The organism is Sphingopyxis sp. (genome assembly GCF_036675685.1).
Lineage (GTDB): Bacteria > Pseudomonadota > Alphaproteobacteria > Sphingomonadales > Sphingomonadaceae > Sphingopyxis.
The window spans coordinates 30,375-52,500 of the sequence record NZ_JAKFEM010000049.1 but is presented as its reverse complement, the minus strand read 5'-3'; the positions used below and the strand labels follow the sequence as shown (position 1 = coordinate 52,500).

17 protein-coding genes and 1 pseudogene are annotated in these 22,126 nt (G+C 64.6%); 12 read left to right on the top strand and 6 right to left on the bottom strand.

What is annotated here, in order from left to right; translation table 11 throughout:
- Positions 1-4: 4 nt before the first annotated feature.
- The gene (locus tag V6M50_RS17635) at positions 5-1,009 is read right to left on the bottom strand and encodes an NAD(P)H-dependent flavin oxidoreductase (RefSeq protein ID WP_332819888.1); all 1,005 of its coding nucleotides are present in this window, start codon (positions 1,007-1,009) and stop codon (positions 5-7) included.
- A gap of 189 nt (positions 1,010-1,198) precedes the next feature.
- On the opposite strand from V6M50_RS17635, the gene V6M50_RS17630 reads away from it, so the two are divergent.
- A complete protein-coding gene (locus V6M50_RS17630) occupies positions 1,199-1,369 on the top strand; it encodes a YezD family protein (RefSeq protein WP_332819887.1) in 171 nt (56 codons plus the stop codon).
- 90 nt (positions 1,370-1,459) lie between these two features.
- Complete coding sequence (locus V6M50_RS17625; protein ID WP_332819886.1) at positions 1,460-3,952, top strand: TonB-dependent receptor; 2,493 nt, start codon at positions 1,460-1,462, stop codon at positions 3,950-3,952.
- Between the two features lie 67 nt (positions 3,953-4,019).
- On the opposite strand, the gene V6M50_RS17620 is transcribed toward V6M50_RS17625, so the two are convergent.
- On the bottom strand, positions 4,020-4,175 hold the full coding sequence (locus V6M50_RS17620; protein ID WP_327452348.1) for a hypothetical protein: 156 nt from the start codon (positions 4,173-4,175) through the stop codon (positions 4,020-4,022).
- Between the two features lie 413 nt (positions 4,176-4,588).
- Between V6M50_RS17620 and katG the strand changes: the two genes are divergently transcribed.
- A complete protein-coding gene (gene katG / locus V6M50_RS17615) occupies positions 4,589-6,778 on the top strand; it encodes a catalase/peroxidase HPI (RefSeq protein WP_332819885.1) in 2,190 nt (729 codons plus the stop codon).
- 109 nt (positions 6,779-6,887) lie between these two features.
- On the opposite strand, the gene V6M50_RS17610 is transcribed toward katG, so the two are convergent.
- Positions 6,888-7,478, bottom strand: coding sequence for a TetR/AcrR family transcriptional regulator (locus tag V6M50_RS17610; RefSeq protein WP_332819884.1), 591 nt, complete (start codon positions 7,476-7,478; stop codon positions 6,888-6,890).
- A 107-nt stretch (positions 7,479-7,585) separates the two neighbouring features.
- Here V6M50_RS17610 and V6M50_RS17605 point away from each other — a divergent pair, with 107 nt between their 5' ends.
- Positions 7,586-8,170, top strand: a complete 585-nt coding sequence (locus V6M50_RS17605; protein ID WP_332819883.1) for an inner membrane-spanning protein YciB — start codon at positions 7,586-7,588, stop codon at positions 8,168-8,170.
- A 1-nt stretch (position 8,171) separates the two neighbouring features.
- On the opposite strand, the gene V6M50_RS17600 is transcribed toward V6M50_RS17605, so the two are convergent.
- Positions 8,172-9,419, bottom strand: coding sequence for an aspartate kinase (locus tag V6M50_RS17600; RefSeq protein WP_332819882.1), 1,248 nt, complete (start codon positions 9,417-9,419; stop codon positions 8,172-8,174).
- A 161-nt stretch (positions 9,420-9,580) separates the two neighbouring features.
- Here V6M50_RS17600 and ubiG point away from each other — a divergent pair, with 161 nt between their 5' ends.
- From ubiG to V6M50_RS17555, 8 genes and pseudogenes are all read left to right on the top strand, one after another.
- Positions 9,581-10,306: a bifunctional 2-polyprenyl-6-hydroxyphenol methylase/3-demethylubiquinol 3-O-methyltransferase UbiG gene (ubiG, locus tag V6M50_RS17595; protein WP_332819881.1), complete on the top strand. Its 726-nt coding sequence runs from the start codon at positions 9,581-9,583 to the stop codon at positions 10,304-10,306.
- A complete protein-coding gene (locus tag V6M50_RS17590; protein ID WP_332819880.1) occupies positions 10,294-10,896 on the top strand; it encodes a YdeI/OmpD-associated family protein in 603 nt (200 codons plus the stop codon). The genes ubiG and V6M50_RS17590 overlap by 13 nt, the downstream gene beginning before the upstream one ends.
- Positions 10,897-10,995: 99 nt before the next feature.
- Positions 10,996-12,600: an EAL domain-containing protein gene (locus tag V6M50_RS17585; protein ID WP_332819879.1), complete on the top strand. Its 1,605-nt coding sequence runs from the start codon at positions 10,996-10,998 to the stop codon at positions 12,598-12,600.
- A complete protein-coding gene (locus V6M50_RS17580) occupies positions 12,506-13,375 on the top strand; it encodes a quinate/shikimate dehydrogenase (pyrroloquinoline-quinone) domain protein (protein WP_443030540.1) in 870 nt (289 codons plus the stop codon). The genes V6M50_RS17585 and V6M50_RS17580 overlap by 95 nt, the downstream gene beginning before the upstream one ends.
- A 627-nt stretch (positions 13,376-14,002) precedes the next feature.
- Positions 14,003-16,452: pseudogene (locus tag V6M50_RS17575) on the top strand (TonB-dependent receptor).
- Positions 16,452-17,804, top strand: a complete 1,353-nt coding sequence (locus V6M50_RS17565; RefSeq protein ID WP_332819875.1) for an MFS transporter — start codon at positions 16,452-16,454, stop codon at positions 17,802-17,804. The pseudogene V6M50_RS17575 and the gene V6M50_RS17565 overlap by 1 nt, the downstream one beginning before the upstream one ends.
- 31 nt (positions 17,805-17,835) lie before the next feature.
- Positions 17,836-18,789 carry a TauD/TfdA dioxygenase family protein gene (locus V6M50_RS17560; protein ID WP_332819874.1) on the top strand — a complete coding sequence of 318 codons (954 nt, stop codon included), beginning with the start codon at positions 17,836-17,838 and terminating at the stop codon, positions 18,787-18,789.
- A 122-nt stretch (positions 18,790-18,911) separates the two neighbouring features.
- Positions 18,912-20,555 carry an arylsulfatase gene (locus V6M50_RS17555; RefSeq protein WP_332819873.1) on the top strand — a complete coding sequence of 548 codons (1,644 nt, stop codon included), beginning with the start codon at positions 18,912-18,914 and terminating at the stop codon, positions 20,553-20,555.
- 137 nt (positions 20,556-20,692) lie between these two features.
- Here the strand turns inward: V6M50_RS17555 and V6M50_RS17550 are convergent, their stop codons facing one another.
- Positions 20,693-21,364 (bottom strand): glutathione S-transferase family protein, encoded by a 672-nt coding sequence (locus V6M50_RS17550; RefSeq protein WP_332819897.1) that lies wholly within the window; start codon positions 21,362-21,364, stop codon positions 20,693-20,695.
- A 240-nt stretch (positions 21,365-21,604) separates the two neighbouring features.
- Positions 21,605-22,048 carry a hypothetical protein gene (locus V6M50_RS17545; protein ID WP_332819872.1) on the bottom strand — a complete coding sequence of 148 codons (444 nt, stop codon included), beginning with the start codon at positions 22,046-22,048 and terminating at the stop codon, positions 21,605-21,607.
- Positions 22,049-22,126: the final 78 nt, after the last annotated feature.

Genomic DNA, 22,126 nt, shown 5'->3' with positions numbered 1-22,126 from the left:
GGCGTCAACCCCGCGCGTGCAACGCCGTTTCGGCCTGCTGCACCAAAGCTGCGATAATATCGGCGACACCCTCTTCTTCGGATACCATACCGACAGATTGCCCTGCCATTAACGAGCCGTTTTCGACGTCGCCGTCAATCACCGCGCGGCGCAGCGCGCCCGCCCAATAATGCTCGATTTCAAGCTGCGCCGCCATCATGTCAACCTCGCCCGTGTCGAGTTTGTTCGCAACCTCGCGCTGCTTCGCGGTAAAGGCTTCGGTCCCCGCATTCTTGAGCGCGCGGACGGGGATGACGGGCAGGCGCGGATCGATCTGGACGCTTGCGATCGCCTCGCGCGCCGAGGCCCGGAGAAAGGCCTTTTTGAAATTGGGATGCGCGATGCTTTCGGTCGCGCAAACGAAGCGCGTGCCGAGCTGGACACCCGATGCGCCCATTTCGAGATAGCCGGCGATCGCCTCGCCGCGGCCGATGCCCCCGGCGACAAAGATCGGAACCTCGTCGGCCAGCGTCGGCAGGATTTCCTGCGCCAGCACGCTCGTCGACACCGGACCGATATGGCCGCCGGCCTCCATCCCCTCGATCACCAGCGCATCGACGCCCGACCGGACGAGTTTCTTCGCGAGCGCGAGGGTCGGGGCGAAGCAGATGACCTTTGCGCCCGAGGCCTTGATTGCCTCGAGGCTGCCCTTGGGCGGGAGCCCGCCCGCCAGCACGACATGGCCGACACCATGTTTCGCGCACACGTCGATCAGGTCGAACAGCTGTGGGTGCATGGTGATCAGGTTGACGCCGAAATTGCGCGTCGCGAGCGCCTTGGTCGCCGCAATCTCGGTATCGAGCAGGTCGGGCGTCATCGCGCCGCACGCGATCACGCCGAATCCGCCGGCATTGCTGATCGCGCTGACGAGGTGGCGTTCGGAAACCCAGCTCATCGCGCCGCAGAGGATAGCGTAATCGCTGCCGAGAAGCTCGGTCCCGCGGGCCATCAGATCATTAATTTTGCTCATTGAGAGCGCCTTTGCCAGTTGATGCGCGCGGGCGCAATGCGCTGCGATAATCCCCGATCCGCCTGCCGTGCAGCCGAGTCGGTTCGGCGCGACAACCGAACCTTTTGGCGCAGAAAGCAAATCAATCATTGTCAACTAAATCACTTGGCATATGCTTGCCCCACGAATCCATCAGGGAAAGGAATTGACATGAGCTCCTCACGGGAGGCCGCGACAGGCGGCTCCGAGCAGGTGCCCCGCGCGGTTCAGACCGTGCTCGAGGCCCTCGAAAAGCTGAAATTCGGCGCGATCCAGCTCACCGTCCACGAGGGACGGCTGGTGCAGGTCGATATTACCGAGCGCCACCGCTACCCCAACTGATTTCAACAGCTCCCAAGAGGGCTCTCCCCCTCATCCTGCCGCAGACCGGACCACCGGATGTGGCAATTTTCTTTGCAACAGGAAATTGTCATGACCGCAAAATACCCGTCCGTCCGCCGCCGCGTGCAGACATCCTCGCTAACGCTTTCATTCCTGCTCGCGTTCGCCGCGACGCCCGCCGCTGCCACTGAGGCCGCCGCGACCGACGATGCCGGGGCGGCAGCGTCGGCAGCCGCCGCGGACGAGACCGCCGCACAAGTCGAGGGCGGCAGCTATGGCGGCGAAATCATCGTCACCGCGCGCCGCCGCCAGGAAACCGCACAGGACGTGCCGATTGCCATCTCGGTCGTCGACGGCGAACAGATCGACAATACCGGCAGCTTCAACGTCGGCCGCCTGACGCAGCTGACGCCGACGCTGCAATATTATTCGTCGAACCCGCGCAACACGGCGGTCAACATCCGCGGCATCGGCGCGCCGTTCGGCCTCACCAACGACGGCATCGAACAGGGCGTCGGCATCTATGTCGACGACGTCTATTATTCGCGCGTCGCCTCCTCGACCTTCGACTTCCTCGACGTCGCGCAGATCGAAGTGCTGCGCGGGCCGCAGGGGACGCTCTATGGCAAGAACACCACCGCGGGCGCGATCAACATCACGACCAACCAGCCGACCTTCGATTTCGAGGGCAAGGCCGAGGTCAGCATCGGCAATTTGGGCTTCAAGCAGGCAAAGGCCGCGATTTCGGGCCCGCTGTCCGACACGCTCGCGGCGCGCATCGCGGTGTCGTCGACCAGTCGCCGTGGCACCATCTACAATGTCACCAGCGATCGCCGGGTCCAGAGCCAGGACAATATCGGCATCCGTGGGCAGCTTTTGTGGCAACCGAACGATGACTTGAGTGTCACGCTCAGCGGCGACTGGAACAAGCAGGAAGCGGTGTGCTGCAGCTCGGTCTTCGTCCGCACCGGCGCGACGCAGCGGCCATTGAGCCGCCAATATGCGGCGCTCGCCGCGGCGCAGAGCTATGTCGTACCCAGCACCAATCCCTACGACCGGTTGACCGACCTCGATGCAAACCTCAACGCCGGGAACGAGATCGGCGGCGCCGCGCTGCGCATCAAATGGGATGTCGGCCCCGGCACGCTGACCTCGGTCACCGCGTGGCGCTATTGGGATTGGCAACCCGAAAACGACCGCGACTTCACCGGCCTGCCGATCGTCACCAAGTCGCAGAACCCGTCGCAGCAGGACCAGTACACGCAGGAACTGCGCTATGATTACACCGGCGACCGTTTCGACTTCGTGGTGGGTGGCTTCTATTATTACCAGCGCATCGACACACAGGGCACCGAAGCGCACGGCCCGGCGTCGAGCCGCTGGACGCTCAATCCGACGAGCGCGCTCGCGAACAATCCGGCGGTGCTCGACGGCCTGACCGCGATCAATACCCAATATCTGAAGAACACCAGCGCGGCATTGTTCGGGCAGGTGAGCTGGAAGGTCACCGACCAGTTCACGATCCAGCCGGGCGTGCGGCTGAACTATGACAAGAAGGACGGCTTCTATCAGCGCCGCGTCTTTGCCGGCGACGGAACGCCCGTCGTCTTCGGCCCGACCGACGCGATCACCGTGGCGCGTCTCGGCGTCTTTGCGCCGCAAGAAATCTCGCCCTCGTTCAGCGACTGGAACTTCAGCTACGACCTGACCGCAACTTACAAGGCGACGCCTGACCTGTTGTTCTATGCGACCTATGCCAAAACCTTCAAATCGGGCGGCATCAATCAGAATGGCGTGCCGAGCGACGCCGCGAACAATCCGATCCTCGACGCGGCAACGGTGAAGCCCGAATCGGTCAACCATTATGAAGCGGGCGTGAAAGCCGAATTCCTGGACCGCGAGGTGACGTTGAACCTCACCGCCTTCCGCACCGACATCAAAAATTATCAGGCCAATGTGAACAATGGCCAGTTCGGTGTGCTGCGCGGCTATCTCGCCAATGCGGGCAAGGTGCGCACGCAAGGTGTCGAATTCGACTTCTCGGCGCGTCCGAGCGAGCGGTTCCGCTCCTATGTCAACGGCGCCTACACCGATGCCAAATACAAGCGCTTCGTCGATGCGCCATGCCCTCCCGAACTTTCGGGGGGTACGACGGTCGGTGCGGGACAGACGCCGGCGGCGCCGGGCGTGCCCGGCCTCAGCCCCGCGAACTGCGACATTTCGGGCCAGCGCCTGCCGGGGGTGTCGAAGTGGGCGTTCTCGTTCGGGGCCGAGGCGAACGCCGAATCCAAGCTGTTCGGGCAGGACGGCCAATTCTATCTGGGGTATGATGGCAGCTATCGGTCGAGTTTCTCGTCGAACCCGTCGCCGTCGGCCTACACCTGGATCGAGGGCTATTCGCTGTCGAACTTCCGCGCCGGTTTCCGGACCGAGAATGGCCTCGACATCTATGGCTGGGTCCGCAACGCGTTCGACCAGAATTACCTCGAACAGCTGAGCGTCGGGCCGGGTAACACCGGGCTGATCGTCGGCCTGCCGGGTGATCCGCGCACCTGGGGCGGGACGATCAAGGCCAGCTTCTGATCCGAAGACAATCTGCCCAAATGAAAAGGGGCCGCCCGCGGGCGGCCCCTTTCTCATGCAGGCTGGGTCAGCGCTGCTGCGGGTTCTGGCGGCCCTGATCGGGACGCTGGTCGCTGCCGGGCTGGCGGTTCTGGCCGCCCTGCTGCTGTTGCTGGCGGCGTTGCTCTTCGTCGCGGTCCGCCTGCGGTTTTTTCTCGTTCTGCTGGTTGGGGGTGTTAGCCACTTTCCATCTCCTTTTGCCGCGCATCACATCATGATGCGGCGTCGGAGAAACTCGCCGGGCCGCCGCAATGTTCCGGTTCGCGGTGACCTTTCGCCGGGGTGTGGCCGTTCTGCGATGAAAGCGGCGAACGTTCGCCCGGTTTTGGGCGTTTGTAATCGGATCGCTCAATCACTGAATTCAGCTTATTCGGTTAGGTCGATGGGGAGGTGGGCCCTATCCTCCCCCAGTCAGAGCGAAAGGATGGTGTCATCGACTCGATAACTTGCCGTCTTAAAGAAGCACGTCGCCCCTGCGAAGGCAGGGGCCGCTGGCGGTCTCGAACTGCCATGGCGGTGTAAAACGACGACGGCCCCTGCCTTCGCAGGGGCGACGACCCGAACATGATAATCCCAAACCATAAAAGGAGAGACTGCATGAACGACCCCACCCCCATCGATCCCGCAAAAGGCTGCCCGGTAGGCAAGGACCGGTTCCGCGGCCTGCTCGGCCGGACGAACAAGGACTGGTGGCCCGACGCGCTGCCGCTCGAAATCCTGCACCAGGGCGGCGCATCGCCCGACCCGATGGGCGAGGATTTCGACTACTCCAAGGCGTTCGCGCTGCTCGACTATCAGGCGCTGAAGGACGATCTCACCGCGCTGATGACCGACAGCAAGCCGTGGTGGCCCGCCGACTATGGCCATTATGGTCCCTTCTTCATCCGCATGGCATGGCACGCCGCGGGCACCTATCGCACCGCCGACGGACGCGGCGGCGCCAATAGCGGGCAGCAGCGCTTCGCGCCGCTCAACAGCTGGCCCGATAACGGCAACCTCGACAAGGCGCGCCGCCTGCTGTGGCCGATCAAGCAGAAATATGGCAGCAAGATCAGCTGGGCCGACCTGTTCATCCTGACCGGCAATGTTGCGATCGAATCGATGGGCGGACCGGTGTTCGGCTTCGGCGGCGGCCGCGCCGACGTCTATGAGGCCGAGCGCGACATTTACTGGGGCGCTGAGGAATTGTGGGTCAACCAGGGCGTGCAGACGCGTATCGACCCCGACAAGGACCTCGACCTCGAAAACCCGCTCGCGGCGATCCAGATGGGGCTGATCTATGTCAATCCCGAAGGTCCGGGCGGCAACCCCGACCCGCTGGCGTCGGCGCGCGACATCAAGATCACCTTCGAACGCATGGCGATGAGCCATGAGGAGACGGTGGCGCTGACCGCGGGCGGCCATACTTTTGGCAAGGCGCATGGCGCGGGCGATGCGAGCCTGGTCGGCGATGCACCCGAAGGCGCCGACATCGCGCTCCAGGGCCTCGGTTGGACGAGCAGCTTCGAGACCGGGGTCGGTGCGCATGCGATCACCAGCGGCATCGAAGGTGCCTGGGTCAACACGCCCACCGAATGGTCGGAAAATTATTTCCGCCTGCTGCTGGACTATGATTACGAGCTGGTGAAGAGCCCGGCGGGTGCGCAGCAATGGCAGCCGGTGAACCAGAAGGACGAGGACAAGGCCCCCGACGCCCATAATCCGGGCAAGAAGGTGCCGACGATGATGACGACCGCCGACATGGCGCTGAAGGTCGATCCCGAATTCCGGGTGATTTCAGAAAAATTCCGCAACGATCATGAAGCGTTCAAGGACGCCTTCGCGCGCGCCTGGTTCAAGCTCTGCCATCGCGACATGGGGCCCAAGGCCCGCTACCTCGGCCCCGAAGTGCCCGCCGAAGACCTGATCTGGCAGGATCCGGTTCCCGCCGGCATCAAGCCGTCCGATGCCGATGTCGGCGCGTTCAAGACCGCGATCCTCGCCTCGGGCCTCAGCGTCGGCGAACTCGTCAAGGCGGCGTGGGCCTCGGCCTCGACCTATCGCAAGTCCGATCATCGCGGCGGCGCCAACGGCGCGCGCGTGCGTCTCGCGCCGCAAAAGGACTGGGCGGTCAATGATCCCGCCGAGCTGTCGAGGGTTCTCGCCAAGATTGACGAACTGCGCGGCAATTTGTCGATGGCCGACGCGATCGTCCTCGCGGGCAGCGCGGCGGTTGAAAAGGCAGCGAAGGACGCCGGCTTCAACGTTTCGGTGCCCTTCGCCGGCGGCCGCGGCGACGCGACCGCGGAATGGACCGATGCCGACAGCTTCGAGGTGATGGAGCCGCAGGCCGACGCCTTCCGCAACTATCTGAAGACCAAGCATAGTGTGAAGACCGAGGAACTGATGCTCGACCGCGCGTCGTTGCTCGGCCTGTCGGTTCCCGAAATGACCGTGCTCGTCGGCGGCCTCCGCGTCCTCGGCGCGAACCAGGGCGGCAAGAAGGAAGGCGTGTTCACCAACCGTGTCGGCCAGCTGACCAACGACTTCTTCGTCAACCTGCTCGACATGGACACCCTGTGGGAAGTCGTCGACACCAGCGCCGACGAAGAGTTCATCGGTTATGATCGCGGCGGGCGTACCGAGCGCTGGCGCGCGACGCGCACCGACCTGATCTTCGGCTCGAACTCGCAGCTCCGCGCGACGGCCGAAGTCTATGCCGAGAAGGGCCATGAGGAGAAGTTCGTGAAGGACTTCGTCAAGGCCTGGACCAAGGTGATGAACGCCGACCGGTTCGACCTCGCCTGATCTCTGGCGCCGCTGTTCGCGCATCATGCCGTGCGAGCAGCGGTGACCGCAAAGACGACGGGTCGCGGACCCGCCCTTGGGAACATGGGCCCGGGGGCGGGTCCTTTTCTCAGCCCTGCATCAGCATGTCGTCGAGCAGCGCCATTGCATCGGCCCTTGGGGCGTCCTTATCCAGCAGCGGGTTGAGGCGGTCGTCGAGGAGCAGGATCGCATAGCCATGCACCATGCTCCACGCGCGCGCGGCGTGGGCGCGTGTTGCGCGGGCCGCATCGGGATCGCCCGCATGCGTGGCGGCAACCGAACCCGTCAAGGTGCCAAAGGCCCGCTCCATCGCTTCGCGCAGCGCTGGCCGTGTCTTGTCGAGCCGTTCGCCGCGGAACATCAGCTGGAACAGGCCGGGCTCGGCAAGCGCAAATTCGACATAGGCGCGGCCAATGGCGTTGAGCTTGTCCGTCGGTGACGCCTGCGCGGCGGCGGCGGTCTGCATGCGATCGGCGAAGCGGTTGAAGCCGACCGCCGCGAGTTCGCTGACCAGCCCGGTCAGATCATCAAAATGATTTTTGGGCGCCGCGTGCGAGGCGCCGACGTCGCGTGCCACACCGCGCAAAGTCAGGCCGGCGATGCCGTCGCGGTTGACGATTTCTTCGGCGGCGGAGAGCAGCGCGGCGCGCAGATCGCCGTGATGATAGGGCTTGGTCATGCCACCGCTTAACCCTGCAATGTTGACGCTGTCAATTTAATGCTTGACTCCGGCTGCCACGCCTTTGATATTGACAGTGGAAACATTGAGTCGGAAAGGACGGGCGGATGAAAACCTTGCTTTATGCTCTCGGGCCGATGCTGTTTGACTCGCTGGGCGTCATCGTCTTTGCGGTGCTGCTGGTCGCCGGTGCGGGGATCGTGCCCGCAACGATTGCAGGTACCGCGGTTGCGATCGCGGTCGTCGGCTATGAACTGGCGCGTGGCAAGAAGGTTGCGGCACTGCAGTGGATCAGCCTGGCCTCGGTGCTCCTCACTGCCGCGGCGACGCTCTTCACCGGTGATCCGCGTTTCGTGATGGCAAAGCCCACGATCGTCTATCTGATCGTCGGCACGGTGATGCTGCGTCGCGGCTGGCTCAATCGCTATATCCTGCCCGAACAGCTGGCGCTGGTCGGCGATGTCATGGACCGGTTCGGCATGATCTGGGCGGTGCTGATGTTCACGAGCGCGGGCCTCAACCTCGTTATCGCACTCTTCTTCACCGCCTGGTGGCCGCTGTTCATCGGGATATTCCCGCTGGCGTCGAAATTCGGCCTGTTCGCGGTCCACATCGCGGTAGTGCATTTCATCGGGCAGGCGCGGCTGCGCCGCCGCGTGGGCGGCGAGCTGCAACCACTGGCGGCCGAATAGCTTACTCGGCGTCGAGACCGTACGCCGTGTGCAGCACGCGCACCGCGAGTTCGGTTTCGTCCTCGTCGATCAGCACGCTGACCTTGATCTCGCTGGTCGAGATCGCCTGGATGTTGATGCCGCGGTCGGCCAATGCGCGGAACATTGTGCTTGCAACGCCCGCGTGGCTCTTCATGCCGACGCCGACAACGCTGATCTTCGCGACCTTGTCGTCGCTGATGATGCGGTTGAAGCCGATCTTTTCCTTCGCGCTTTCGAGCAGGTCGATCGAGCGGAGGAGGTCAGCGCCCGGCACGGTGAAGGTCACGTCGGTCTCGCCCTTTTCGCGGCCGACATTCTGGATGATCATGTCGACGTTGATCCCGGCCGCCGCGAGCGGGCCAAAGATGTTCGCGACCCCGCCCGGCTTGTCAGGGACACGCGTGACGATGATCTTCGCTTCATTCTTGTCGTGGGCGATGCCGGTGATCAGCTGTCGTTCCATCTGATGTTCCTCTATTTCCTCGTCGCTGACGATCATCGTGCCGGTGGCGGGGGCTTCGTCGCCTTCGACAAAGCTGGACAGGACCTGCACGCGCACGCCCTCTTTCATCGCGAGCCCGACCGAGCGGGTCTGGAGCACCTTGGCGCCGACGCTCGCGAGTTCGAGCATTTCTTCATAGGTGACGAAATCGAGCTTGCGCGCGCGCGCGACGATGCGCGGGTCGGTGGTGTAGACGCCGTCGACGTCGGTGTAGATGTCGCAGCGATCGGCCTTCAGCGCCGCGGCAACAGCGACTGCGCTCGTGTCCGACCCGCCGCGGCCGAGGGTCGAGATGCGGCCATCGTCCATCAGGCCCTGGAATCCCGGGATCACCGCGACCTCGCCCTTGGCCATCGCGGCGCCGAGCGCGCCGGTGTCGATGTCGGCGATGCGTGCGCGGGCGTGCGCCTCTTCGGTGCGGATCGGGAGCTGCCAGCCGAGCCAGCTGCGCGCGGGGGTGCCCATCGCCTGCAAGGTGAGCGCGAGCAGGCCCGACGTGATCTGTTCGCCGGCGGCGACGACGACGTCATATTCGGCGGGGTCGTAACGCGGGTTCGCCTCGCGGCAGAAATTGACGAGCCGGTCGGTCTCGCCCGCCATCGCCGAGACGACGACCGCGACCTCGTTGCCATTGGCGACTTCGCGCGCGACGAGTTTCGCGACGGTGCGAATCCGCTCGGTGCCCGCCATCGACGTGCCCCCGAATTTCATCACGATCCGCGCCATGTCGCCCCGCTTTCCTGAACTGGTTTCGGCCGCAACTTTTCCAAGCATTTCTGCGGCGCTCGCGTCGTTACGGAAGGGGGAGGGCGATGGCAAGGGCGGCGATTATCCCGTCGGGATAAATTTTCTTGCGGCGTGGAAACCGGAGTGCCACATCGCAGGGCATGAGCGCTGCAACGATCAATCCGCACGAAGCCGCCCATTTCGGCGCGCTCGCCGCCGACTGGTGGGACCCGCACGGGTCGTCGGCGATGCTGCACAAGCTCAACCCGGTGCGCCTGTCCTATATCCGCGACCAGGTCGATGCGCATTGGCATGTCGATGCGCGCGAGCGTTATGCGCTGGCGGCGCGGACCGCGATCGATGTCGGCTGCGGTGCGGGGCTGCTCGCCGAACCGCTGGCGCGCATGGGCGCGAAGGTCACCGGCGTCGATGCCGCGCCCGAAAATATCGCCGCCGCGCAGGCACATGCCGCGGGGCAGGGGCTGGCGATCACCTATCATGCCGGCGAACTCGCCGCGCTGCCGCCCGCGACCTTCGATCTGGTGACCTCGATGGAGGTCGTCGAGCATGTCACCGATCCTGCCGCCTTCATCGGCGAGCTCGCGGCGCGGCTCGCGCCCGGCGGGCTGATGATCCTCTCGACGCCCAACCGCACGACATTGTCGAAGCTGCTGCTGGTCGAGGCGGCCGAGCGGGTGGGCGCGGTGCCGCGCGGGACGCACGACTGGGACCAGTTCCTGCGCCCCGAGGAATTGACCGCGTTGCTCGAAGGCGCGGGGCTGGAGGTCATCGACCGCACCGGCCTGTCGCCGTCGCCGGCGAAGGGCTTCAAGCTCGGTGGCAGCGAGGCGCTGAACTATCTGGTCGCAGCGCGGTGGCCGGCGTAGCCCGCGACCCGCGTGTCGACGCCTATATCGCGAAGGCGCAGCCCTTTGCGCAGCCGATCCTGACCCATTTGCGCGAACTGGTGCACAAACATGCGCCGGGCGCGCAAGAGACGCTGAAATGGGGCGTGCCGCATTTCGTGCTCCACGGCCAGAATCTCGCCGGGATGGCGGCGTTCAAGGATCATGCGACCTTCGGCTTCTGGCGCGACGAGGAAGTCACGGGCTCGCCGCGCAACAAGGGCGCGATGGGCAGCATGGGGCGCCTCGCCTCACTCGCCGACCTGCCGGGCGACGCGGCGATGGCGGCGATGATCGCCAAGGCGGCGGCGCTCGGTGCCGAAGGCAAGCCGAAGCGCCCGCCACCGAAGGCCAAGCCGGCGCTCGACCTGCCCTTCGATCTCGAAGCAGCGCTCAAGGCCAATACCGCGGCGCAGGGCCATTGGGACGCCTTCTCGCCTGGCAAACGGCGCGACTATATCGAATGGGTGATCGAGGCGAAACGCGAGGAAACGCGCGCCAAGCGCATCGAAACGATCGTCGCGCAGGTCGCCGAGGGCAAGGAGCGGAATTGGAAGTATAAGGGCTGCTAAAATGCTCTTACACTTCCGTCATCCCGGCGTCGGCGGGATCTGAGCGGCGCTTCAAAACGCAAGGATGGGATTCCGGCGTTCGCGGGAACGGGACACTGGATGCGAAGACGGACGATATTCCTTGTCACCATCTGCGCTGCAGTCCTCGCCGGGTTGTTGCCGCCGATCGCCATTTCCTACCTGCTACGCGTGCGCGCGGTGGAATCGCAGCGACTGCACCTTGATGAATATGCCCAATGGACGCTCACGCGGGCCGACCGGACGCTTGCCGATGTCCGGAATATCCTCACGAGGGCGGAAGCGCTGAGCCGGCGGGATTGTTCGCGCGAACATATCGCCCAGATGCGGACCATTGTCATGGACGCGCAGGATGCAAAGGACATCGGCTTTTTCCGCGATGGTCGCCTGGCTTGCACGAGTCTGGGGATGATCGACCGCCCGATTGCGCGGCCGACGCCCGACGCGAAACTGTCCGGCGGGTTCACCCTCGCGCTACGCATCGAACCGCAGTCATTCGAAAGCCAGCCGATGATGGCGCTCGGGCATGGCGATTACGTTGCCCTGATCCAGCCCGGGCAATTGATCGACGTGCTGACCAACAGCCATATGACGCTTGGCATCGCGACCGCGGCGGGGCGGCCGATCGCCTTGTCCGGACCGGTCGACGCCGAGTTGCTCCACAGATTGTCGTTGCCCGTAATGGCGGGAGAGGACGATCGGCATATTTTCGCGTCGCGTCGCAGTCCCGATCTGATCGCCTTTGCGATCGGCGACCGCGACCAGGCGCTGGGCCAGAACGGCGACGACTATGTCGTCCTGTTTTCGATCGGTCTTGCCCTTTCGGCGTTGCTGATCGGCATGGTGGTCTGGGTTTCGCGGCAGCGGCTATCTCCGGCAACGGGACTGGCCATCGCCATCCGTAAGCGCAAGTTCGTCGTGCAGTACCAGCCGATCATCGAACTTGCGACGGGCCGCTGCGTCGCCGCCGAAGCGCTGCTGCGCTGGCGCGACCCCGACGGCAGATGGATTCCGCCCGATAGCTTCATCCCGCTGGCCGAAGAAACCGGCCTTATCGCGGAACTGACCGATCTGATGATCGACCGCGTGGTCGAAGATATGGCGCGTCCGTTGCGTTCCAACCCCGATCTTCACATATCGATCAATATCTCCGCCGGTGATATGGAAAGCGGGCGCTTCCTTCCCGTCCTCGCGCAGGCCCTGAAGCGATCGGGGGTCGCGGCGTCGCAAATCTGGCTTGAGGTCACCGAGCGGGGTTTCATGCGTGCCGACGCCGCGACGGCGGCGGTCGCGACGGCGCGCGCGGCCGGACATATGGTCACGATCGACGATTTCGGCACCGGCTATTCCAGCCTGTCCCTGCTCGAAAGCCTGCCGCTCGACGCCTTGAAGATCGACAAATCCTTCGTCGACGCCATTGCCAAGGACGCCGCGATCAGCGTGGTGACGTCGCATATCATCGACATGGCGCATGGCCTGGGTTTCCATATCGTCGCCGAAGGGGTCGAGACGCCGGAACAGGAAGATTATCTTCGCGGCGCAGGTGTCCAGTTCGCGCAGGGATGGCTTTACTCCAAGCCGCTGGCGGCCCGTGAATTTGAGGCGTTTCGTCAGGGCAGCGGCCAAGGGCGACTGGACCGCGCCGACCCAGCCCTATTCCACGGGCATGCCCGCGATCGGCAATGACCGGCTGGACGAGGCGGCGATGTGGGGCGCGACGCCCTTCGACCAGCTCGCCTGCCGCATCGCGTTCCGCAAGCTGCGCTATGAGGGCGAATTCACGCCGCCGGGGCTGACCCCCAGCCTGCAATGGCCGGGATATTTCGGCGGAATGAACTGGGGCAGCACCGCGATCGACGAGCGCACCGGCTATCTGATCGTCAACGACACGCGATCGGGCCAGCGCGTTCAGCTCGTCCCGCGGACCGAAGCCGACAGGGCCGGCGCCGGCGGATCGCATGACGGGCTCTCGGCACAATCGGGCACGCCTTATGGCGCGGCGAAGACGACCTTCCTCTCGCGGCTCGGCATCCCGTGCCAGCGTCCGCCCTATGGCACGCTGACCGCGATCGATCTCGCGACAAAGAAGATCGCATGGCAGGTTCCGCTCGGCACGGTGCGCGATACCGGCCCGCTCGGGATCAAGATGGGGCTGCCGATCCCGGTTGGCATGCCGACGGTGGGCGGCCCGATGGCGACGCGTTCGGGGCTCGTCTTCTATGCGGGAACGCTCGATTATTATCTCCGCGCATTCGACGTCGCCAATGGCATCGAGGTCTGGAAAAGTCGGCTGTCCGCGGGAACACAGACCACGCCGATGGCCTATATCTCGCCCGCAAGCGGCAGGCAGTTCGTCGTTGTTTTCGCGGGCGGCTCGCGCCAATCGCCCATCGCGGAGATTATGTCATCGCCTATGCGCTGCCGACGCGGCCCTGATCGCACGGATTCCGGCGCAGAATGAGGGGCCGATCACGTTAGCCCAGACAGCTAGCCGCGCCTCACCGTCCGAAAGATTTTCTTCGTCGCAAATGAGTGCCGCAGTGGTTGACGAATCCAATATCAATCTTTTAAGTTGAGTTTGTCGCTCGGAACCGGTCGAGACGCGCGACAGGCTCTCCCCTCGACCCGCGGCTTTTGAACGGGAAAGCAGCTTGCTCCGCGTTACCAACGGCTAAAGCGCGTGATGCTCGGGCGACAGCGCCAGGCATTGCGTTCCCCCTGAAGGGGTATTGCGATGCGCATGTGTAGCACCATTATTTAAATCATCGCCGATCCTGCGCGTGGGATAGCGGACCGACCGCATCCCGTTCCGCGCAGCGGCGCCTCATCCTTCTCCAGTCGCGCCTCCTCACGCGAGACGTCCGCGGCCAAACGTCCGGCGCATTCTGTGCGCCGGCGCGGGGAACATCATGCCTTTGCTGACCCAATCCGACCTGTCGGATCTGGCCCGCTATCCTGCGTCCCTGCGCAGCGCCGCCCGTGCGCTGTGGGGGGCGGATCTGGCGGCTGCCCGATCGGGCGCGGCGCACCGCGCCACCATCCATCACATCAAAAAGGGGGCGGGATCGCCGCCCGGGGACCCAATATAATGAACCGTTTCTCTCCCGATCATCGTTTGAAGCTTTTGTTCGGTGCCGCGCTGCTTTTGCCAGCGGCACCAGCCTTCGCCGCCGAAACCACCGCCGACGAGACCAGCGCGTCTGCTGAGGGCGTCGCGGTCGAAGAAGAAGCCGCCGGCGTAGCGGCGGCGGCCACCTCTGCCGCGTCATACGACGGCGCCGAAATCATCGTGTCGGCGCGCCGTCGCGACGAAAGCGCGCAGGACGTGCCGATCGCGCTGTCGGTCGTCGGCGCCTCGCAGCTCGAGGCGACGGGCAATTACACGCTGACCCAGATCCAGCAGATCGTGCCGAGCCTGCAGGTGTTCAGCTTCAACCCGCGCAACACCAACATCAACATCCGCGGGCTCGGCAGCAATGTCGCGCTGACCAACGACGGGCTCGAGAATGGCGTCGGCTTCTATGTCGACAATGTCTATTTCGGACGCGTCGGCCAATCGCAGTTCGACCTGGTCGACTTGCAGCAGATCGAAGTATTGCGCGGGCCGCAGGGGACGTTGTTCGGCAAGAACACCACATCAGGGGCGATCAACATCACCTCGCGCAAGCCGAGCTTCGACCCCGAATTTTCGGGCGAGGCGAGCGTCGGCGACTATGGCTATTACCAGCTGCGCGGCTCGGCATCGGGGGCGCTGATCGACGATTTGCTCGCGGTGCGCGTCAGCGGCTCGGTGACCCAGCGGCGCGGCTTCCTCTACAACGACACGCAGAACGAACGCGCGCAGGATTATTCGAACTGGAGCGTGCGCGGGCAGTTGCTGTTCACCCCGACCGCCGATCTCGAGGTTCGCATCATCGGCGACTTTGCGCGGCAGAAGCAGAATCACGTCCTGAATGTCTTTGCCGATTATTTCGGCACCTATGACAATGGCGCGGCGATCCCGAACAGCTTTGCCGAGCGTGCGGCGCGCTTCCCCGGCTACAGCTTCCCGACGATCGCCCCCTTCGCGCGGCGCGGCGAAGCCGACAGCCATTATCAGTCGAACATGGACGGCTACGGTGTGTCGGGGCAGGTCGACTGGGACATCGGCGCCGCCAAGCTGACCTCGATCAGCGCCTATCGCTGGTGGGACTGGAACCCCGCCAACGACGGCGATTCGACGTCGCTCCCCGTGATCGTCAAGGCGCAGCAGGCGAACCGCCAGCGCCAGTTCAGCCAGGAACTCCGCCTCGCGTCCGACAGCGACGGGCCGATCGATTATGTCGTCGGCGCCTATTATTTCTGGCAAGTGATCCGCGGCAAGGGTGCGAGCGCTTATGGTCCCGCCGCCGGACTATGGAATCGGCCCGCGACCTCACCGATCCCGCTCGCCGCTTGGGATGCCGCGCTGGGTGGCTTCGAGGCGAATTCCACCTCGGACCCGCGGACCAAAAGCTATGCGCTGTTCGGCCAGCTCGACTGGAAATTCACCGACCGGCTGACGCTGACCGCGGGGCTGCGCTACACGCACGAGAAGAAGAGCGGATCGTTCACGCAAATCCATGTCGCGGGGATTGACCTATCGACGCTGCCGCCCGGAATCGCGGCGCAGGCGGCGGCGCTCCGCGTGCAATTCAATCCGGTCACCAGCTATTCGACCGGTTTTACGGACAACAGCTTGTCGGGGCTCGCGACGCTGTCGTGGCAGTTTAGCGACGATGCGCTCGCCTATGCGACCTATTCGCGCGGCAACAAGTCGGGCGGGCTCAACCTCACCAATCTGCCGGCCGGGATCGATCCCGACGTCGCGCCCGAAAAGGTCGACAGCTACGAGCTCGGGATCAAGTCGCAATGGTTCGACAAGGCGGTTACGCTCAATGTCGCGGGCTATTGGACCGAGATCCGCGATTATCAGACCGCGATCACCGAGCAGGTGCCGAATACGGTCAACGTCCGCCAATATATCGCGAACATTCCCGGGTGTGGTCGCGCGGGGTCGAGGGTGATTTGAGCTTCGCGCCGTCAGAGCGCGCGAGCTTCTATGCCTCGGTCGCTTATGCCGACACGACCTACAGCGACTATCGGACCGCGCCGCAGGCGCCCGAGCGGCTCAATCAGGGTGGGATCCAGGACCTGACCGGCGAGCAACTGCCCGGCGTGCCGAAGCTGACCTACACGCTCGGCGGCGATGTGTCGGCGCCGCTCGGCAATCTCGGCGGGCGCGACCTGTCGCTTTACGGGCACGCCGATTATTCGCACCGGTCGACCTTCAACACCTCGTCGAGCGACAGCCGCTACGCCAATGTCCCTGCTTATGGCATCGCCAATGCACGTATCGGCATTCGCACCGAAGAGGGCTTGCTCGACGTGTCGATCTGGGCGCGTAACCTGTTCGACAAGGATTATTTCCAGACGCTGTCGGCCCAGAACACCGGCATCGTCACCGCGCTGATCGGTGAACCGCGCACGATCGGCGCGACGCTGCGGACGAAGCTGTGATGAGCAGCGCTCCGCCCCCCACCGCCGGCCAGCTCGCCCGCTTTTCTGCGGTCGCCGTGCCGCTCGCCGCCGCCGGTCTGCCGCTTGGCGTCTATCTTCCCGCCATTTACGCGCGCGACTATGGCCTGTCGCTGACGGTGATCGGCGTCATCTTCCTGCTCGGCCGATTGTGGGATGCGGTTGCCGATCCGGTGATGGGATCGCTCAGCGACCGCACGCGCAGCCGCTACGGTCGCCGCAAGCCGTGGATCGCGGCGGGCGGCGTCGTGTTCGGCCTGTCGTCGATCTTTCTCTTCTTTCCGCCCTTCGGGGTGACGCCGCTGTCGCTCGGCATCATCCTCTTCTTTTTCTACCTTGGCTGGACCGCGGTGCAGATCCCGTTCCAGGCCTGGTCGGGTGAAGTGTCGGGCGACTATCACCAGCGCACGCGCATCGCGACCTACCAGACCGTCGTGACCTCGGGCGCGCTGTTGCTGACGCTGGTCCTGCCGACGATCGCCGACCAGTTGCGCCCGGGCGACGGGCATCTGCAGCTGTCGCTGATGGGCGGGCTGGTCCTGTTGTCGATCGTCCCCGCGCTGGTCCTGACGCTCACCGCGCTCAGCGAACCGCCGCTGCCACCGCTGCCGGTCGGCAAGCCCAGCCTCAAGGAAACGATCCGTGCGATCACCGGCGAACCGCTGCTGCTGCGCGTGCTGGCTTCGGATTTTGCGGTCACGCTGGCGCAGAATATCCGCGCCGCGCTGATCGTCTTCTTCGTCACCTTTTACATGGGGCGTCCCGAATGGGCGGGCGGATTGTTCCTGTTCCAGTTCGTCTTCGGCATCTTCGCCGGGCCGATCTGGCTCAAGATCGGGCGCCGCTATGGCAAGCACCGCACCGCGGTCGCGGGCGAGCTGGTCCAGGTCGTAATCAACCTGTCGTTGCTGCTCGTCACCCCCGACACTTTCCCGTTGTTGCTCGCGCTGACGCTCGCGCAGGGCCTCGCACAGGGATCGGGCAATCTAATGCTGCGCGCGATCGTCGCCGATGTCGCCGACAAGCACCGCCTCGACAGCGGCGAGGACCGCACCGGGCTCTATTATTCGGTGTTCAGTCTCGCCGGGAAGACCGCGACCGCGGTTGCGGTGGGCATCGCGCTGCCGCTTGTCAGCTGGCTCGGCTTCGATCCGAAGGCGGCGAACAGCCCCGAAGCGCTGAACGGCCTGCTCCTGGTCTTCGGCCTTGGCCCGGCCATCGCTCACGCCTTTTCCGCCGCCCTCATCGCGCGCTTTCCGCTCGACGAGGCGGCGCACGCCGAAATTCGCCGACAGCTCGATCCGGGACCGCCCGATTATGCCTTCGCCGAATAGCCCCGCCGTCCAAATATTTAGGAGACTGATCATGACGGACCTTCACAACGGATATGCCAATGCCCGCGACAAGAATATCGACCTCGACGTCACCCCCGTGACCGGAACCATCGGCGCGATCGTCAATAATGTGCAGCTATCGGGTGACCTGCCCGCGGCGACGGTGCAGGCGATCCAGGCTGCGCTGGTGCGGCACAAGGTGCTGTTTTTTCGCGACCAGCAACATCTGACCGATGCCGAGCATGAAGATTTCGCCGCATTGCTCGGCGATCCGATCGCGCATCCGACGGTGCCGGTTGCCAAGGGATCACGCTATCTGCTCGAGCTCGACAGCCGCGAAGGCTATGCGGCATCGAGCTGGCATACCGACGTCACCTTCGTCGACGCCTATCCCAAGGCGTCGATCCTGCGCGCGCTGACTATCCCCGAGGCCGGCGGCGACACACAATGGGCGAATGGCGAAACCGCCTATGAGGGGCTGCCCGAAGTGCTGCGCCAACTCGTCAACAACCTCTGGGCGACGCACACCAACCTCTATGATTATGCATCGATCCTGCAGAGCGCACCCGATAATGATGCGGCGCGCGAACGGATCAACGAGCATCGCAACGTCTTTGCCTCGACCGTCTATGAAACCGAGCATCCGGTGGTGCGCGTGCATCCGGTCAGCGGCCAGCGCAGCCTGCTGCTCGGCCATTTCGTCAAGCAGTTCGTCGGGCTGAACGCGACCGATTCGGCACGGCTGTTCCAGACGTTGCAGGACCATATCACCAAGCCCGAGAATGTCGTGCGCTGGCGGTGGCGCGAAGGCGACGTCGCGATCTGGGACAATCAGGCGACCCAGCACCGCGCGACGGCCGATTTCGGGCTGCAACGCCGGACGCTCCGCCGCGCGACAATCGCCGGCGAAATCCCGGTCGCGATCGACGGGCGCAAAAGCCGCACGGTGCGCAAGGACAAGGCGGTTCAGTACGAACCCGCCTGATTGAAATCGGCCGGCGCTTCTGACTCTCCTCCCTTCCTGTGACTGCGCCGGTCCAGACTGCGGCGTGCCCGGGTTTCATTCGCCCGCGGCGCGCCGCCCTTCTTTCCTGTAAGGATGTCCGCATGATCCGCTTCGCCTCGCTTCTCGCTCTGATGATCCTGACCGCGATCGTGCCGGCGCAGGCGAAGGAGCGGCGGCCGAACCTGCTGATCATCGTCGCCGACGATCTCGGCTATTCGGACATCGGGGCGTTCGGGGGCGAAATCCGCACGCCGAACCTCGACCGGCTCGCACTCTCGGGCATTCGTCTTGCGGGCTTCCACACTGCGCCGACCTGTTCGCCGACGCGCTCGATGCTGCTCTCGGGCACCGACAATCATCTCGCGGGCCTTGGCACGATGGCCGAGATGATCCGGCCGAACCAGAAGGGCAAGCCGGGCTATGAGGGCTATTTGCGCGGCGATGTCGCGACGCTTGCCGAGCGTCTTTCGACCGGCGGTTACCGGACGCTCTTTTCGGGCAAGTGGCATCTTGGCCTGACCGAACAGCAGGATCCACACGCGCGCGGTTTCCAGCGCAGCTTCTCGCTGGCGCAAGGCGGGCACAATCATTTCGGAACCGACGCCGGCCTCGAGCCGCCGAACGGCGCGACCTATCGCGAAAATGGCCAGCGGGTCACGCGCCTGCCCGCCGATTTCTATTCGAGCGACTATTTTGCGACCCGCCTGATCGATTTTCTCGGCGAGCGACCCGCGGCAGGGACGGGCGAGCACCCCTTCTTCGCCTATCTCGCCTTCACCGCGCCCCACTGGCCACTTCAAGCGCCTCCCGGGGATGTTGCGCGTTATCGTGGGCAATATGACGAAGGCTTCGACGTGCTGCGCGAACGCCGGCTTGCGCGTCAGCGCGAGCTTGGCATCCTTGCCGCCGATGTCGCGGCGCACACGCCGCGCAACCGCGACGGCAGCTGGGATTCGCTGACCGCGCAGCAGCAGCGCGTCGCTGCCCGCAACATGGAAATCTATGCAGCGATGGTCGACCGGCTCGACCAGAATGTCGGCCGCGTGATCGAGACGCTCCGCGCATCGGGCGAGCTCGACAATACGGTGATTGTCTTCCTCGCCGACAATGGCGCCGAGGCGCTCGATGTCGAAACGACGGGCGCCGGGATGCTCGCCAAGCGGCTCGAGGGCGCCGACAACAGCTTCGCCAACCGCGGCGCGGCCTCGTCCTACGTGACCTATGGCGCGGGCTGGGCGCAGGCCGCGACCGCGCCGTCGTGGCTGACCAAAGGCTATCAGAGCGAGGGCGGCACGCGCGCGGTCGCCTTCATCAGCGGCGCCGGCATTCCGCGGCGCGGGGCTGCCGAGACGCAATATCTTTCGGTTGCCGACGTCGCCCCGACCTTCCTCGAACTGGCGAGGGTCGATCCTTCGGCGACGCGTATCGGCGGCCGCATCGTTCGGCCGATCACTGGCCGTTCCTGGACGCGCTGGCTCCGCGAGCCGCACGCGCGCGTTTATGACGCGGAAGAGGGAATCGGGTCGGAGCTCTTCGGTTCGCGGGCTTTCCGTCGAGGCGACTGGAAGCTGACCGATATTGGTGACGGCACATGGCGCCTGTTCAACATCGCTCGCGATCCTGGTGAAACGCGCGACCTGTCGCTGGCCGATCCGGATCGGCGAGCGGCACTTGCCGCGGCCTGGACGGACTATGCCGAGCGTGTCGGCGTCGCATTGCCGGACTCTATCCCTTACCGTCCCTGACCAGCGCCGGGCAAAGCGGGAGAAATTTGCGAAGGTCGCTTCGCGTTACGCACCCAAAGCAGACAGGCCGCTATCGGCCAAAACTGCTATCAAAGATGGTCCCGGCTTTCGCCGGAATGACGAAAAAACGGGCGCCGCTAGAAGTCGACATCCTCATAATATTTCGGCGGCGTCACGATCTCCATCCGCTCGGCGAGCAGCGGACGGAAGCTTGGGCGCGACTTCAGGCCCGAATACCAGCCCTTCGTCTGCTCGTGCCCCGTCCAGTCGATCCCGCCGAGGTAATCGGCGACCGAGATATGCGCCGCAGCGGTCAGGTCGGCGAGGCTCATCGTCGCGCCGGCGAGCCAGGTGCGGTGGTCGATCAGATAATCGACATAATCGAGATGATTGTTCGCCGCCTTCATCGCCTCGCGCAGCGCGCCGCCGTCTGGCGGCTGGCGGTGGACAATGCGCTTCTGCATCCGCTCGAACAGCAGCGGGCCGGTGACTTCATAATAGAAATCATGGTCGAACCATGCGGTCAGCCGGCGGATCTCGGCGCGGTTTGCCGCCGTGCCGTTGATCATCGCCTTGCCTTCGACGGTTTCCTCGAAATATTCGGCGATCGCCATGCTGTCCATCAGCACCTGACCGCGCGCCTGATCGACCATGACCGGGGTGCGGCCTGCGGGATTGATGTCGATGAATTCGTCGCGCCGCTCCCACGGCGATTCGCGCACCAATTCATAACCGACGCCCTTTTCGCCCAGCAAAAGGCGGACCTTGCGCGAAAAGGGACAAAGCGGGAATTGATAGAGTTGCCACATGGCCTCGACATAGCGGCAGCGGGGCTTCGCGCGCAACGCCTATGGCACGCGGCATCGGGGATTTAACTTACCCACGTCATCCCGGCGAAGGGTGTTCAGAGGCACGTGACTCTGAAACACGATCTCGCCGATGCGGCATTTCATTAGGTTGAGATTCCGGCCTTCCGCCTTCGGCGGAAGTTTATCCTGAGCGCCTGCCAAGGCAGTCGAAGGGCCGGGATGACGAAGAAAGAGGGGCTCTCAGCGGCGGGTCGCGGTGCGCTCTCTTTCCCACTGCGCGGCAAGATCGCGCGCCATATCCTTGAGCACGGGGGCATAAGCCGCGAGCGCCGAGGCGGCATGGCCCGCCATCCGCGTGCCGGCACGGACATCGTCGCCCATTCGCTTCGCATATTCGGGATCGCGGCCCGCAACCTCGCCCAGCGTAGCATCGGGCGGGATGTAAGCGGCGTCGGATTCGGGATCGACTTGCGCGACCGCTTCGGCGAGCGGGCCGACCTTCATCTGCATCAACGCAGCGACGATCGCGGTTACGGTATCGGCCATCCGATCCTGTGCGACGGGGTCGTTCAGCGTCGCGACAGTGCCGCGCATCTCGTTGTCGGTCGCGGCGGCGGGCAACGGCGCGGCAAGCGCGAACAGGGGCAGGGCGATCAGCGCAAAACGGGGCGTCGAGCGGGTCATGACTTCATCCTTTCAAAGGACGCATGGTTCAGTAAAGCCCGCATCCTTAAAGAAGTAACGCTTTCGCTGCGCTGAACG

What these genes read in the sequence shown, in the direction of transcription:
- V6M50_RS17545 (WP_332819872.1), bottom strand. Translation starts at nt 22,048, where the DNA reads ATGACCCGCTCGACGCCCCGTTTTGCGCTGATCGCCCTGCCCCTGTTC.
- V6M50_RS17610 (WP_332819884.1), bottom strand. Translation starts at nt 7,478, where the DNA reads ATGACCAAGCCCTATCATCACGGCGATCTGCGCGCCGCGCTGCTCTCC.
- V6M50_RS17550 (WP_332819897.1), bottom strand. Translation starts at nt 21,364, where the DNA reads ATGTGGCAACTCTATCAATTCCCGCTTTGTCCCTTTTCGCGCAAGGTC.
- V6M50_RS17600 (WP_332819882.1), bottom strand. Translation starts at nt 9,419, where the DNA reads ATGGCGCGGATCGTGATGAAATTCGGGGGCACGTCGATGGCGGGCACC.
- ubiG (WP_332819881.1), top strand. Translation starts at nt 9,581, where the DNA reads ATGAGCGCTGCAACGATCAATCCGCACGAAGCCGCCCATTTCGGCGCG.
- V6M50_RS17585 (WP_332819879.1), top strand. Translation starts at nt 10,996, where the DNA reads ATGCGAAGACGGACGATATTCCTTGTCACCATCTGCGCTGCAGTCCTC.
- V6M50_RS17630 (WP_332819887.1), top strand. Translation starts at nt 1,199, where the DNA reads ATGAGCTCCTCACGGGAGGCCGCGACAGGCGGCTCCGAGCAGGTGCCC.
- V6M50_RS17565 (WP_332819875.1), top strand. Translation starts at nt 16,452, where the DNA reads ATGAGCAGCGCTCCGCCCCCCACCGCCGGCCAGCTCGCCCGCTTTTCT.
- V6M50_RS17605 (WP_332819883.1), top strand. Translation starts at nt 7,586, where the DNA reads ATGAAAACCTTGCTTTATGCTCTCGGGCCGATGCTGTTTGACTCGCTG.
- katG (WP_332819885.1), top strand. Translation starts at nt 4,589, where the DNA reads ATGAACGACCCCACCCCCATCGATCCCGCAAAAGGCTGCCCGGTAGGC.
- V6M50_RS17560 (WP_332819874.1), top strand. Translation starts at nt 17,836, where the DNA reads ATGACGGACCTTCACAACGGATATGCCAATGCCCGCGACAAGAATATC.
- V6M50_RS17555 (WP_332819873.1), top strand. Translation starts at nt 18,912, where the DNA reads ATGATCCGCTTCGCCTCGCTTCTCGCTCTGATGATCCTGACCGCGATC.
- V6M50_RS17625 (WP_332819886.1), top strand. Translation starts at nt 1,460, where the DNA reads ATGACCGCAAAATACCCGTCCGTCCGCCGCCGCGTGCAGACATCCTCG.
- V6M50_RS17635 (WP_332819888.1), bottom strand. Translation starts at nt 1,009, where the DNA reads ATGAGCAAAATTAATGATCTGATGGCCCGCGGGACCGAGCTTCTCGGC.